The sequence below is a fragment of the Specibacter sp. RAF43 genome, assembly GCF_052114065.1.
GTDB lineage: Bacteria > Actinomycetota > Actinomycetes > Actinomycetales > Micrococcaceae > Specibacter.
Map to the genome: position 1 here is coordinate 1 of NZ_JBFREA010000027.1, position 13663 is coordinate 13663.

Sequence of the window (13663 nt, forward strand, 5' to 3'; positions counted from 1 at the left end):
CCGCGGCGGGCCCGGTTATCCACAGATCGGCCGCGGGGCCTACCACCGGCCGATTTCCGGTCCCAGTGTGGATACATGGACACGCCAGCGCAGTCTTCAAGGCCCGAAATCCACGGACCGGCCACCGCCGAAAAGGGGTTGCGGCTGGTTTCCGGCGACGGCGGACACCCGGCCCAACGGACCACCGCCCGCCTGCTGGCGCGCCTTCCGGATAACGAGCAGGCCTGGCGGACCGGGCAGCTCAATGACCTGGGGCTCAACGCGGAGGCCATCGGCAGGCTCGTCGGGGCGCGAGCGGTGGTCAAGGTTCGGTACGGCTGCTATGTGCGCGCCGCGTACTGGGACACGTTTGACCGGCACGGACAGGACCGGCTGAGGATTTTGCTCCATGCCCACGCCGCGGTCCCCGCGTTCCGGGGAGCCTCGGTTTACAGCCATGTGTCCGCGGCGAGGCTGCACCGTCTGCCGTTGTGGCGCGAGGACTCCTTCATCCATCTCACCCGGTCGGCCAAGAACTCCACGGTTGGCAAGGCCGCCGATGTGAAGATTCACTGCCGGCCCCTGCGTGAGGCCGAGTGCACCGAAGTCGACGGTGTCCGGGTGACCAACGAGCTGCGGACCACGGTGGATTGTGCCCTGACCATGAGCTATAAACAGGCCCTGATCATCATGGACCATGCGCTGCGCAACGGTGTGCCCCGGGCCGCCCTGGAGCGTGAGGCCGCCGCGCTGGACGGCCACCGGGGCATCAGGATCTTCCGGGCCGCACTCGACTTTGCCGTCTACGAGTCGGAGTCGGCCGGTGAAACCCTGACCCGCGACCTGATCGACACGTGCAACATAGAGCCGCCCGTGCTTCAGTACAGGCTCTCCACACGGCACGGAAATTACCGCGCCGATTTCGCCTGGCCGCGGTACAAGGTGATTCTGGAGTTTGACGGGGAAGGAAAGTACTTCAAGTATCGGCCGACCCAGGAGGTGCTGCGCGATGAACGCCGCCGGGAGAACGACCTCATCGAACAGGGCTGGACGGTGATCAGGATCGGCTGGCCGGAGCTGTTCAACGAGCGCCTTTTCAAGACCAGGCTGCTGACCGCCCTGCGCAAGGGAGGCATGAAATGACGCGGCCGCCCGAATGCCGCGAGGTAGCCGGTCCGCACCGAAACTAGCCCACGTGCGGGCGAGTTTCGGCGCGCACCGGCTACCTCGGCGAGAGTGCCGGTCCGCGCCGGCCAAGGTCCCAGGTGCGCTGGACGGCCCAGACCAGGAGGGTTACCAGCAGCACGTTGCGAATGGTCAGGACCGCGGCCATGAGCGGATTGGCATGGATGAGCGGGGTGTAAAACAGCGGGTAGATCACAAAGGTGGTGAACGCGATGCCCATCAGCAGCGTGGCCGGGATCTTCCACCGGTCCCAGTGGTGGGTGAGGCCGGCGACCACCACGGGGACCAGCCAAATGATGAATTGCGGGGAGCCCACCTTGTTGAAGACGATGAAGGCGCTCACCATCAGCAGCGACCCCTCCAGGATCAGCTCCTCGCGCTCGGCGCCGCGGTGCAGCGCCCAGAGCATGATGGCCGTCCCGGAGAGGGCCGCGAGGATCAACAGCGGCTGCATGAGCATGGCCGCCAGCGCGGCGCCGGGGCCGTACACCTCGGTGGAGTTGATGGCCAGGTTGTCGGCGATGCGCGAGTCGCCCGCGCCAATCACGCTCAGCCACACCCAGGGCGTGGAAAAGGTCGCTTCCAGCTGCATGCCGCGTTCGCCCTGGTTTACGGCAAAATCGAACAGGTGCGCGCCGGCGCCGGTCAGTATGGTGGCCCCGGCCACGACGGCGCTCACGGCGACGCCGGCCAGCAGGATCCGCAGGCGGCCGGCCCCGGCGATCAGCAGCGGCGCGACGACGGCCGCCGGCCAGACCTTGATCCACGTGGCCACGGAGAGCAGCACGGCGGCGACCACGGGCCGGTCGGCGGCGTACAGAAGTGCGATGAGGACAAGGGGCGCGGTGATCCCTTCCACCCTGGCGAAGCTCAGGTAGCCCATGAAGACGGTGAAAAACAGCCAAAACCAGGCCGGGGCGATGCCGCGCCGGGCGCGCTTGCCGCGGGTCAGGTAGAACAGGGCGACGGCGTCGAGGGCGGTGATGATCAGCGTCCAGCCCAGCAGGTACAGGGACGGGCCAAAGACATTCGCGGCAAAGATGGGGATCTGCGCCAGCACCGGGTACACCCACGGGCTGATCATCCCGTCGAGGTGCCCGGGGTTGTACCCCTGCAGGGCCCACTGCCGGTATTGCTCGGTATCGCTGAAGGTGTCGCCGTGGACGAAGAACGAGAACATCCAGGCCAGGAAGAAAAGATGGACGGCGGCAAACCCCCACCACACGCCGGCCGGGGTGCGGAACCAGGCCAGGATGCGGGGGGAGAGGAAGCGGTTCCGGGTGGCCGTGGCGCGGTCAAGGATCCGGTCAAAAAGCGGCGTGGAAATCTCAGGCCTCCTCGGCTGTGGGCGAGCCGGCCGCGGCGGAGGCGCCGGCGTCGTCCTGCCGGGCGGGGCGGCGGCCCATGAGGAACAGCTCGCGCACGGCCCACCCAAACAACGTGACCAGGAAAAGGTTGCGCAGGGTCAGCACCCCGGCCATGAGGGGGTTGTTGTGGGAGAGGGCGTCGTAAAACAAGGGGTAGACCACAAAGGTGAGCGCGCCGATGGCGATCAGCATGGTGGCCGGGACGCGCCAGGCCCGCCGGCTGTATCCCAGGCCCACCGCGACGGCGGGGGAGAGCCACACCATGAACTGGGGCGAGCCGACCTTGTTGAACACCACGAACGCGGCGGCCAGCGCCAAGGACCCCAGCAATAGCAGCTCGGTGCGGTCCGCGCCGCCATTGCGCTTGCCGGTGTGCAGCGCCCAGAAGATCAGGCCGGCCACCAGCAGCGCCGCGGCAATGAGCAGCGGCTGCATCAGGACCGACATCATCTTCGTGCCCGGGCCGTCGACCTGCATCGAGTTGATGTCCTGGTTCATGTACATGTGGGTGCCGCCGATGTCCAGCACCGACATCCACAGCCACGGGGTGGTGAACGTGGCCTCCAGCTGCATCCCGCGGTCGCCCTGCTGGAGCAGGAAGTTCAGCAGCTTGGGCAACGACTGCAGGGCCGCGGCCAGGGCCACCACCAGCGCCGTCACCAGCACCCCGGCCAGCACCACCCGGACGCGCCGCTTGACCACCGTGAACAGGGCCAGCACGACGGCGGCCGGCCAGACCTTCATCCAGGTCGCGGCGCTGAGGATGACCGACGCCAAAAACGGCCGGGCCACCCCGAAGGACAGGGCGATCAAGACTACCGGCGCGGTGAACCCGTCCACGCGGGCGAAGCCGAGCCAGCCGAGCAGGGCGGTGAAGCCGAGCCACCACAGGGCCGCCGGAATGGCCGCGCGGTTGCGGCCCCAGCTGGTGAGCTTGGCCACGGCCAGGGCATTGAGCACGGTGATCATCACCACCCACAGGAGCAGGAAGGGGGCGTCGCCGAGCAGGTGCGCCACGGCCATCGGAAGCAGGGCCAGGATCGGGTACACCCAGGGGCTGGGGCCGCTGACCCGGGTCTCGTCAAAGCCCACGGCCGCCCAGGACCGGTAGATGAAGGTGTCGCTGAACGCCTCCCCGCGCAGGGACAGGAGAGCGGCAAACACCAGGAAGAACAGGTGCACGGCCAGGAACACGCCGACCAGGCCCCGGGGGGTCGTCAACCAGGTCTGGGCGCGTGCCGGCACAATGCGGTCCCGGGCGCGGGACAGGCCGGCAAAAAATGAGTCCGTGGAGATGGTTGAATCCTTCTCATGCGTTGATGCGGGCCGGCGCGCGCCGGGGCGCCGCCGGCGCGGACGGGCCGCCAGCATCCGATCGGCGGAAATGGGTAGAATGCCAAGGACGGTCTCCTCGGCACCTGTTCCATATTAGCGCAGCCCAATTCCGGGACCGCGGTGGCACGGGCGCATGGGGCCGTGCGTCCGTTCAATGTACATGCCAGCGGTTTGATTGCCAGCGATAGTTCAGGAGAGCGTCTTTGACCACCCCAAGCGTCGTTGCGCCCGAGACGAGGAGCCCGGTGGAAACCGACAGGGTCGTGCGCCGCGGCACCGCGCAGTCCGCGGTGTGGCAGGGCTTTGCGGGGTCCCTCATGCTCCTGGTCGGCTCCTTCGGGGTCGGCTGGCTGGCCAGCAGCTCGTCCCTGATCCGCACCCCGCTGTTGATCATCGCCCGGACCACCCCGGTCGCGGTCATCATTTGCACGGTGCTGCTGTGCGCGGGGGCCCTGCTGCTGCTGCGCGCCTGGCTGCGGCTCTACCAGCACCTGCGCGGCTGGGACGAAGGGTCCCGGCCGGTGCTGGTGAAGGCGCTTGCCTGGTGGGTCGGGCCGATGATGTTCGCCCTGCCCCTGTTCAGCCGGGACTCCTACGCCTACATCGGCCAGGGCCGGCTCATGCTGCAGGGCCTGAACCCGTACACCAACGGGATCTCCGCGCTGAACAACTACTTTTCGCTGGGCCCGGACACCCTGTGGACCGAGGCTCCCACCCCCTACGGGCCCTTGTTCCTGTGGCTGGAGCAGGGCTCGGTTTGGCTGGCCAACGGCAGCCCGGAACTGGCGCTGGTGCCGTTCCGGCTGGCCAGCCTGGCCGGCGTCGTCCTGCTGGCCGTCTATGTGCCGCGGCTGGCCCGCCTCCACGGCTTCAACCCGCACCGGGCACTGTGGCTCGGCGTCCTGAACCCGGTCCTGCTGATCAACTTCGTGGCCAGCGTGCACAACGACTCCCTCATGCTCGGCCTGGTGGTGGCCGGGATCTACTACGCCTCCGTGAAACACCCGATCGCCGGGATCCTGCTGGTGACGGCCTCCATCGCCATCAAGCCGATCACCCTGATCGCGCTGCCGTTCGTGGGTTTGCTGTGGGCCGGCTCCCAGGCGGGGTGGGCGCGCAAGTTCGGCCGCTGGGCGGCGACGCTGGCGATTTCCATGGGCCTGCTGGCCGCCATGGGGCTGGTCAACGGTCTCGGGTTCGGCTGGCTGGGCGCCCTGCGGACCTCCAGCACCGTCTGGATCTGGTACGCGCCCGTGGGGCTGTTCTCCCACATTGCGGGGTTTGCGGTGGGGCTGGTGGGCGGCGCGGGGTCCCTGGCGATAGATGTCATCCAAAATATTGGCCAGGGCGTGTCGATCCTGGTGGTGGTGGGCCTGGCGTTCGTGACGGTTCGGCCGGTGCGCGCCGGCGGGCTGGGCCCGGAACTGCCGCAGGAGCAGCGGTACAGCCACGCGGTGGTGCGGCGGATGGCGTGGGCGTTTGCCGCCGTGGTGGTGATGGCCCCGATGATCCAGCCCTGGTACATGGTGTGGCTGCTGGTCTTCTTCACCATCACCGGTATCAAGGACGGCTGGCCGCTGCGCACCGTGTTCTACCTGTCGATGTTCTTCACCCTGATCGCCCTGACTGACCAGCTGAGCGTGTTCCAGTGGATCCCCGTGGCGGTGGTGCGCGGTGTCGCGATCGGCGTGGGCGTGGCCGGGGCGCTGTACCTGATGCTGCGGGACAAGAAGACCAGCGGCCTCTACCGGCCCGCCCGGGAGCGCGGCGCGGCGGCCCACCGGGCAGCCTAGGAGCCCAGGTGCTTGAGTGCCTCGCGCCGTGAAAGCGGGCTGAGCTGGCCGGCATTTCGGTTCACAAAATCAAGCACCCACGCCGGGTCCGTGCGGGCGTATTGCCGCAGCGCCCAGCCGATTCCCTTGCGGATGAAGAATTCCTTCTGCGCCAGGTTGGCCACCACGACGTCGTTGAGCAGGCCGGTGTCCGTGGTGGCCTTGGCCGGGAGCTGGGCGATGATGGCGGCCCGCCGGAACCAAAAATTCTCATGCCCGCTCCAGCCTCGCAGCAGCGGATCCACCCTCTCCGGGTGCGCCTGCAGCAGCTCGCACAGGCGCGGCGCCACGGAATCCACGTAGTCCCACCACTGGCCGGTCTCAATGACGGCGGCGTAAAAGGGCAGGAGCGTCAGCTCGCCCCGGGCCAGGCGCGAGTCCGTGAGCATGATGGCCGAATAGCGTTCCTCGCGGAACCGGGCCGTGTCCCACAAATGCGTCACGGTCCGGTGCAGCTGGTCGACGTCGGCGAATGGGTGTGCCGCGGCCAGGCGGCGGACCGTCGTGCGCACCACGGGGGACGGAACGCCCAGGTACGCCATGGCCGACTTCATGTACCGCGCCATCCCCTCCGCCTTCTCGGGCACGGCGACGGCGCGCAGGGCCGGTTCCAGCCCGGCCAGCAGGGGATCGTTGAGGGGCGTCGCGGAAATGGTCACCCCCACAGCGTAGCGTCGGCACCACGGCGCCCGGCGGCCGACCCCGCAGGACAGGGCGTGAGTAGAGTATTGCCGTGGCACGCGGGCCGGCGCCCCGCCCTCATCCCGCGCCCGACGGCGCCCGCCCCGAAGGGATTTCATGGACAGTTCATCCCGACCCAACGGGCCCCCGCCCGGAGACCGGTCCGCGGTGGTCGCCCGGCTGTCCGCGGCCGGGTGCGTCTATGCCGAGGACGAGGCCGCCGTTCTCCTCGACGCCGCACATTCCCCCAGCGAGCTGGAGGACATGCTGCAACGCCGGGTGGCGGGGTTTCCCCTGGAGCACATCGTGGGTTGGGCCGAATTTCGCGGCTTGCGGATCACTGTGGCCCCGGGCGTCTTCGTGCCCCGGCGCCGCACGGAATTCCTCGTCGACCAGGCCCTGGTGGTGCTGCGCCGCCCTGCAGGCCGGGGTCCCGGCGTCGTGCTTGATGTGTGTTGCGGCAGCGGGGCGGTCGGGGCGGCGCTCGCGGCCGCCGAGGCCCCTCTGGAGGTCCATGCGGCGGACATCGATCCGGTCGCGGCGGCCTGCGCGGTCCGCAACCTGGCGGCAGCGGGCGGGCGCGCGTACTGCGGCGACCTGTTCGACCCGCTGCCGCGGGAGCTGCGCGGGCGCCTCACCATGATCGTGGCGAACGCGCCGTACGTCCCCACGGCCGCCATCGCGTTCATGCCGCCGGAGGCGCGACTTCATGAATCGACGGCGGCGCTGGACGGCGGCGCCGACGGCATGGACCTCCAGCGCCGCATCGCCCAGGCCGCCCCGTACTGGCTGGCGCCGGGCGGGCACCTGCTGCTGGAGACCAGCGCGCGGCAGGCCCCGGCCGGCCGGCGCCTGCTGGCGCGGCACGGCTTCCGGGCCGAGGTGGCGCACTCCGAGGCGCTGGACGCCACCGTGGTGGCCGGTGAATTGGGCGGCCGCCGAGCCGCCGCGCCCCCGGAAGGCCACCCGTCCTCGGATACAGTGTGGGGATGATCAAGGACCCGGCCCGCCCTCCTCGCACATGCCCACAACGCCTGATGTCCCCGGCAGCCGGCCGCAGGGGTTAACGGCATGGGAGCAGGGCATGGCCATGGACCGTCGGCACCGGCCACGCCGGACCAAAGACGGGCCAGGATGCGGGCGCATTGGATGCTGCTGGCCGTATTAATACCGGTGGCGGCCGCGACGGTGTTCGGGCTGTTTCAGTTGTGGCCGGAGCCGGGGTACGTGGCCCCGCCCGCGCCGAACCCCTACGCCACCGCCCAGGGAGTCAGCCTGGTCACGGGCGTGGTGGGGCATGTCGAGGTGCGCGAATGCGCCAAGCCCGGCGAGCGGGAGATCGGGATTTCGCGCCACTGTACGGTGGCGGACACCGTGCCCGACGCCGGCGGGCCGGCCGTGCCGGTGGAGGTCACCCCGGAGGTGGCCAAGGCCCACGGGGTCCACGCCGGGGACAAGATCCGCTACCTGGACATGTCCGGGGTGGCCGGGCCCGGAAACACCACGTACCTCTTCATGGACTTCGTGCGCACCGCCCCCATGGCCCTGCTCGCGGTGCTGTACGCGGTGGTGGTGGTCGCCGTGGCCAGGTGGCGCGGGCTCCGGGCCATCCTGGGACTGCTGGTTGCCTCCGTGGTGCTGGCCCAGTTCATGCTGCCGGCCCTCGTGGCCGGGCGGCCGGCGGTGCTGGTGGCCCTGACGGGCGCCACGGCCATCATGTTCTGCGTTCTGTATTTTGCCCACGGCTTCTCCGCCCGAACCTCGACCGCGCTGGTCGGGACGCTGTTTGGCCTGGGCGTGACAACGCTGCTCGCCGCCTGGGGCACCGGGGCGGCGCACCTGACGGGGCTCGGAGATGAAAACACCTTCTCGCTGGTCTACCTTTTTGACAACGTGTCACTGTCCGGGATCGTCCTGTGCGGGTTGATCATCGCCGGGCTGGGCGTGCTCAACGATGTGACCATCACGCAGGCGTCGGCCGTGTGGGAGCTGTACGAGCTGGCCCCCGCGACGTCCGCGCGGAAGCTCTTTGCCGCCGCCATGCGCATTGGCAGGGACCACATCGCCTCCACCGTATACACCATTGCCTTTGCGGCGGCGGGGGCGGCGCTGCCGGTGCTGATCCTGGTGTCCCTCAACGGCCGGCCGTTGCTGGACACGCTAACGGGCGTGGAGCTTGCCGGTGAGGTGGTGGGAACGCTGGTGGGCTCCATCGGCCTGGTGCTGGCCATCCCGCTGACCACGGCCGTTGCGGTGGCGGTGGTGAAGTCCGGCGGCCGCCGGCGGACTATGCCAGCGCGTTCAGGAGGGAGTCGTGGATCCATTGACGATAACGCGCTAGAGGCCAGCCAAAGCTTGTGACCAGGGACGCGTACGTGTCCGGATGCCCAATGGTGAAGATCAGCGCGGCCGCGTCGGCGTCGCTCATCCCGCGGGTCAATCCGCCCCGCTCCCGGATGGCCGCCGCGGCCTCCCGGTAGTGATCCAGCCGCTGCCGGGCCCTCTCGTCCCGAAGCCGGGCGACGGAAGGGTCGACGGCGGCGGCCTGGTTGATCGCTGCGAAAACGGCGCTGCTGCGGGGCAGGCCCTCGGCAAACCAGTCGGCCAGCATGCCCACCATGGCCGGGAAGTCCCGCGCCCCGGCCGCCCGGGCGCGCATGAACTCCGGGACGGCGGCGGGAGCGTTGGGCCCGGCCACGGCGGCATCCAGGACGGCCGACAAGAGGGCCGGCTTGTTGCCCACGGAATTGTAGATCGTCTGAATGGCCACACCCGCGCTGCGGGCGATCGACTCGATCGTGGTGGCCGAATAGCCCCGGGCCACAAACAGTTCAGCGGCCCTGGCTACGATCAGCTCGCGGGTCTGCCTCGACTGGACCTCGCGCCGGGTCCGCGCCGGCAGCCGTGGTTGTCCTGGGAAACCCGTCATCCCAAAAGAATAGCATTCTAGTGACTTGAAGAGTATTCTACTGAAATGGTTTTGCCGTAGCTTTGCGGGAGGCGCATCATGGCTGCACAACAGATGGACAACACAATCATCATTGGGGGTGGGCAGGCCGGGCTGGCCGTCGCCCACCACCTCGTGCGTCGGGGCATCAGCTGCGAGGTGCTCGAGGCGGACACGCCGGGTGAGTCGTGGCGGCGGCGCTGGGATTCGCTGCGGTTGTTCACGCCGGCGCAATACTGCGGCCTGCCGGGGCGGCCGTTCCCGGCGTCGCGGGGGAGCTTCCCGACCCGGGAGGAGGTTGCGGCCTACCTCTCCTCCTACGCCCGGGACCTGCCGGTGACGCCGGGAGTGAGGGTCGACGCGGTACGCCCGGCCGGGGACGGATTCGAGCTGGAGACAAGCCGGGGCCGGCGCACGGCAGCACGGGTCATCGTGGCCACGGGCGCCAATGCCGTTCCGTTCGTCCCGGACATCGCCGGCCGGCTCGCCCCGCACATCCTCCAGCTGCACAGCAGCGAGTATCGCAACGCGCGGTCGGTGCCGGAGGGGGACGTGCTGGTGGTCGGCGCCGGCACCTCGGGTGTGCAGATCGCCCTGGAGCTTGCCCCAACGCACGCCACCTGGCTCGCGGGGCGTGCCCCCGTCCACATCCCCGACGGGGTGCTGCGCTTCGCCGGCGGCCTGTACTGGCAATTCATCCACCGCGTCCTGACGCTGCGCACACCCATCGGCCGCAAGGCCGCGCCGGCGGTGACCGGGCGGGGCGCGCCGCTGATCTCGGTGTCCATCAAGGATGCCGAACAGGCCGGTATCACCTGCCTGCCGCGCCTGAAGGACGTGGGCGACGACGGCCTCCCCGCCTTGGGCGACCTGCCGCGCCGGGGCCCGGCCACGGTCATTTGGGCCACCGGCTACCGGCCGGACTTTGCCTGGATCGAGGGCCTGCCCGTCGACGGACGGGGCTGGCCGGTGACCGAGCGCGGCGCGGCCGTGGCGGTGCCGGGACTGTATTTCATGGGCATGCCGTTTCAATACGGCCTAACGTCCGCGCTGCTGGGCGGCGTCGGGCGCGACGCGAACCACGTGGCCCGACAAATTGCCGACAGCCGCGGGGCCGGCCACCCCGGCCCCGACGGTGCCGGGGCTGCGGGCCGTCCAGGCGCTACCGGCCGGACGCCGCAGAGCTCATACTTGGAGGAATAGTCGCACCCCGGCAACGCCTGCCGGGGGTGAACGTCCTGGGATGGGTTGAACGGAATGGATGTCTCGCCGGAACGGAACGCCGGGGCCGGGGGGCCCCGATTTGGGGTTGGTGCGGTGGTGGTGGGACTGTTGCCGGACCAGGATCCGGCGGTGCTCCACTACGCCGTGGCCCTGGCGGCGGCCACGGGCTCCGTCCTGATTGGCGGCTACGTGGATCCGGGCAGCTACCTCATTGAGTGGGACCCGCACGGCAACGTTCTCGGGCAGTCGCTGGACCCGGCCGTTGGCCCCGACGACGATGCCGCCCAAACGGCCCGCGAACTGGGGCACCTCGTCCGGGACGCCGCCGTCGCCCGGGGCGTCCGGCACTCCTTCCGAACCCTGGGCGGCGAGCCGGCCATGGCGTTGGGCCGGCTGGCTGCGTCCGTGTCCGCGTCCGTCATCGTGGTGGGCGCCCGGCGCCCGGGACTGGTGGCCGGCGTGGAGGAAATCCTGGCCGGCTCGGTGGTCCGAAAGCTGCTGTTCAGCCAACACATCCCCGTGCTGGCCATTCCCCGCCCGGACGCCCGCCCGCCGCTGCACGGCTAGGGCGGCAGCGCCAAAAAAAGTTGTTGACGGCGCGCGTGGACGGAGTTACATTGAAATAGTCAATCAGTTGGTTGATCAACGAACCAGTTGAATAAACACAGTTGAATAAGTGAAGATAATAGGCAGCGTGAGCATGCAGAAGTACGACGCGCAGGACGCCCGGCTCGACAAGGCGTTCCTGGCCCTGGCGGATCCCGTGCGCCGCCGGCTGATTGCCCGGTTGTCCCGGAGTTCGGCCACCGTAAACGAGCTGGCCGAACCGTTCGAGCTGACCAAACAGGCGGTCTCCAAGCACATCCAGGTGCTCGAGCACGCCGGGCTCATCACCCGCAGCCGTGACGGCCAGCGCCGCCCCTGCCATCTGGCCCCGTCCGCGCTGGAGGAGCTCACCGCATGGATCGACGAATACCGGCTCACGGCGGAGGCACGCTATCGCCGCTTGGACGCGCTGCTGGCAACCATGAAAGGCCTGGAAGACAGGAAAGAGGACTAGAAATGACCACGCGAAATGAACTCGTCATCACCGCCGAGGCCGGCGTCCCGTTTGTGGACACGGTTCGGGAGGTGGATGCCCCCGTCGCGGACGTGTACCGCGCATACGTCGATCCCGCGCTCATCGTCCAGTGGCTCGGCCCGCGGGCCATGGAGATGGAGCTGAGCTCCTGGGACGCGCGGGTTGGCGGCACCTGGAGCTACACCCACAAGGACCCGGACGGCAACGTCTACGGTTTCCGCGGCGTCTTCCACGGCGTGGACGCGAACCAGGCCATCACCCAGACGTTTGAGTATGACGGCTTCCCGGGCCATGTCAGCCTGGACCGGGTAACCTTCGAGGACCTCGGCGGCCGCACCCGCATCGCCACCCACACCGTCTTCCAGTCTCAGGAAGATCGCGACGGCATGGTGGGCTCGGGCATGGCCGGCGGCATGGAGGAGGGGTACCAGCGGCTGGAGGAGCTGCTGGGCGCGCGCCAGCCCGCCAGCTAAACGGTGCCCGAAATATAACGTGCCCCAGAGTTCGACGCCGGCAACCGGGTGGGCCGAAAGGCTCCTCCGGGTGCCGGCGTCGTTGGGCGACACGTTGCCCTTAAGTGGCGCCGCGCCGCGCCAGATGCCTCACGCCCGGGCTGCGGCCACCACCGCGGCGAGGGAGGCGAGCCCCTTCTCAAAGTCGTTGCCCACCATCTTGTCCATGTTCATGAACAGGGCAAAGGCGCGCGAGATGATGGTCTTGTTCTCGCCCGTCATGGTCCAGGTGACCCTCGTGCCGGCGCCCTCGGGGACAAAGGTGAAGGTGGTGGGGTTGACGGCCTTCATGGGCTTGGTGAAGTCGAGCCGGATGCCGATTCTGGACGGTTCGACGGCGTCGACGATCTCCATGGTCCCGGCGCCGGCCCGGCCGTTGCCCTTCCATTTGTAGGTGGCACCCACGCCGCTGACCGGTCCGTCGTAGCTGCGGTGCATGTTCGGGTCGATGTTCTCCCACGGTGACCACTTGGTCCACTCACGGAAGCTGACCACCAGCGGGTAGATTTCTTCGGCGGGGGCCGCAATGACGGCGCTGCGCGAGACGCTAAATGATGACATGCGCCCATCCTATGCGCAGCTGCCGACACTCAACAGCCTCCCGGCCATCCGTCCCGCCCACCCCTGCCCCAAACCGGCCCGCAGGGTGCAGGATGGGGTCATGGACTATCAAGGCTCCCACGCCGACGGTGACATGCATGAACCAGGTGACGGCCAACCGGTGCTCCATCCATGGCGGCGGTTTGTGGCCCTGGGCGACTCCTTCACGGAGGGGTTGGGCGATCCGGAGCCGCGCAGCCAGGGCGGTGTGCGCGGGTGGGCGGACCGGGTGGCGGAGGAGCTGAGCATCGGCCACGAGAATTTTTCCTATGCCAACCTGGCCGTCCGCGGACTGTTGCTGCGCGACGTCGTGGACCGGCAGCTGCCCACGGCGATCTCCCTGCACCCGGACCTGGTGTCCATCCAGGCCGGCGGCAACGACTTCCTGCACCCGGGCTCGGACCCGGACAAGCTGGCGGACTACCTGGAACGGGCCGTCATTGAGCTGCACGCGCTGGATGCCACCGTCCTGATTTTTGTGGGCCCGGACTCGGGACGGTCCACCGTGTTGGGGCAGTTTCGAACCAAGATCGCCGTCTTCAACGAAAACGTGCGCAGCATCGCCAAGAGGCACGACGCCGTCATCGCCGACCTGTGGGCCCTGAGGGACCTCCATGATCCGCGAATGTGGAGCGGGGACCGGCTTCACCCGTCGGCCCTGGGGCACCACGCCGTGGCCGCCATGGTGCTGAACACCCTCAATGTCCCACATTCGCTGGCGCCCCTGGCGCCCAAGCCGCTGCCGGCCCGCAACTGGCGCGAGGCCCGCACCGGCGATCTGGTGTGGGCCCGCGAATACTTCGTCCCGTGGGTGCTCCAAGGCCTGAAAAACCGTTCGCACAGCAACGGGTTCAGCGCCAAGCGGCCCCTTCCCGGCCCCATCTTCGGCAATCCGGTGCCGCCGCCGGCGCAGGACTGAG

The 13663-nt window shown here is 69.0% G+C and carries 14 protein-coding genes; 9 read left to right on the forward strand and 5 right to left on the reverse strand.

Translation table 11 applies throughout. The features are described 5' to 3' along the window. Positions 1–75: 75 nt before the first annotated feature. On the forward strand, positions 76–1122 hold the full coding sequence (locus AB4Y80_RS14345; protein WP_442215025.1) for a type IV toxin-antitoxin system AbiEi family antitoxin domain-containing protein: 1047 nt from the start codon (positions 76–78) through the stop codon (positions 1120–1122). 79 nt (positions 1123–1201) lie between these two features. On the opposite strand, the gene AB4Y80_RS14350 is transcribed toward AB4Y80_RS14345, so the two are convergent. Further along, positions 1202–2419 carry a hypothetical protein gene (locus AB4Y80_RS14350; protein WP_442215064.1) on the reverse strand — a complete coding sequence of 406 codons (1218 nt, stop codon included), beginning with the start codon at positions 2417–2419 and terminating at the stop codon, positions 1202–1204. Positions 2420–2492: 73 nt separating this feature from the next. Beyond that, positions 2493–3902: a glycosyltransferase family 87 protein gene (locus AB4Y80_RS14355; RefSeq protein WP_442215026.1), complete on the reverse strand. Its 1410-nt coding sequence runs from the start codon at positions 3900–3902 to the stop codon at positions 2493–2495. Between the two features lie 167 nt (positions 3903–4069). Between AB4Y80_RS14355 and mptB the strand changes: the two genes are divergently transcribed. Further along, positions 4070–5659: a polyprenol phosphomannose-dependent alpha 1,6 mannosyltransferase MptB gene (mptB, locus tag AB4Y80_RS14360; RefSeq protein ID WP_442215027.1), complete on the forward strand. Its 1590-nt coding sequence runs from the start codon at positions 4070–4072 to the stop codon at positions 5657–5659. Here the strand turns inward: mptB and AB4Y80_RS14365 are convergent. Further along, entirely contained in the window at positions 5656–6498 is an 843-nt protein-coding gene (locus AB4Y80_RS14365) for a DNA alkylation repair protein (protein ID WP_442215028.1), read from the reverse strand. The genes mptB and AB4Y80_RS14365 overlap by 4 nt on opposite strands. Here AB4Y80_RS14365 and AB4Y80_RS14370 point away from each other — a divergent pair. Both AB4Y80_RS14370 and AB4Y80_RS14375 read left to right on the forward strand, forming a co-directional pair. Next, complete coding sequence (locus tag AB4Y80_RS14370; protein WP_442215029.1) at positions 6497–7372, forward strand: putative protein N(5)-glutamine methyltransferase; 876 nt, start codon at positions 6497–6499, stop codon at positions 7370–7372. The two genes, AB4Y80_RS14365 and AB4Y80_RS14370, sit on opposite strands and share 2 nt — an antisense overlap. A gap of 141 nt (positions 7373–7513) precedes the next feature. Then, positions 7514–8740, forward strand: coding sequence for a YibE/F family protein (locus AB4Y80_RS14375; protein ID WP_442215030.1), 1227 nt, complete (start codon positions 7514–7516; stop codon positions 8738–8740). Here the strand turns inward: AB4Y80_RS14375 and AB4Y80_RS14380 are convergent. Continuing rightward, on the reverse strand, positions 8667–9308 hold the full coding sequence (locus AB4Y80_RS14380) for a TetR/AcrR family transcriptional regulator (protein WP_442215031.1): 642 nt from the start codon (positions 9306–9308) through the stop codon (positions 8667–8669). The genes AB4Y80_RS14375 and AB4Y80_RS14380 overlap by 74 nt on opposite strands. Before the next feature lie 78 nt (positions 9309–9386). Here AB4Y80_RS14380 and AB4Y80_RS14385 point away from each other — a divergent pair, with 78 nt between their 5' ends. From AB4Y80_RS14385 to AB4Y80_RS14400, 4 genes are all read left to right on the forward strand, one after another. After that, a complete protein-coding gene (locus AB4Y80_RS14385; RefSeq protein ID WP_442215032.1) occupies positions 9387–10529 on the forward strand; it encodes a flavin-containing monooxygenase in 1143 nt (380 codons plus the stop codon). A gap of 54 nt (positions 10530–10583) precedes the next feature. Then, positions 10584–11117 carry a universal stress protein gene (locus AB4Y80_RS14390; RefSeq protein WP_442215033.1) on the forward strand — a complete coding sequence of 178 codons (534 nt, stop codon included), beginning with the start codon at positions 10584–10586 and terminating at the stop codon, positions 11115–11117. A 133-nt stretch (positions 11118–11250) separates the two neighbouring features. Beyond that, entirely contained in the window at positions 11251–11610 is a 360-nt protein-coding gene (locus AB4Y80_RS14395; protein WP_442215065.1) for an ArsR/SmtB family transcription factor, read from the forward strand. 2 nt (positions 11611–11612) lie between these two features. Next, positions 11613–12104 (forward strand): SRPBCC family protein, encoded by a 492-nt coding sequence (locus AB4Y80_RS14400; RefSeq protein WP_442215034.1) that lies wholly within the window; start codon positions 11613–11615, stop codon positions 12102–12104. 129 nt (positions 12105–12233) lie between these two features. On the opposite strand, the gene AB4Y80_RS14405 is transcribed toward AB4Y80_RS14400, so the two are convergent. After that, complete coding sequence (locus AB4Y80_RS14405; protein WP_442215035.1) at positions 12234–12704, reverse strand: SRPBCC family protein; 471 nt, start codon at positions 12702–12704, stop codon at positions 12234–12236. A gap of 133 nt (positions 12705–12837) precedes the next feature. Between AB4Y80_RS14405 and AB4Y80_RS14410 the strand changes: the two genes are divergently transcribed. Beyond that, complete coding sequence (locus tag AB4Y80_RS14410; RefSeq protein ID WP_442215066.1) at positions 12838–13662, forward strand: SGNH/GDSL hydrolase family protein; 825 nt, start codon at positions 12838–12840, stop codon at positions 13660–13662. The last annotated feature ends 1 nt before the right edge of the window (position 13663 follow it).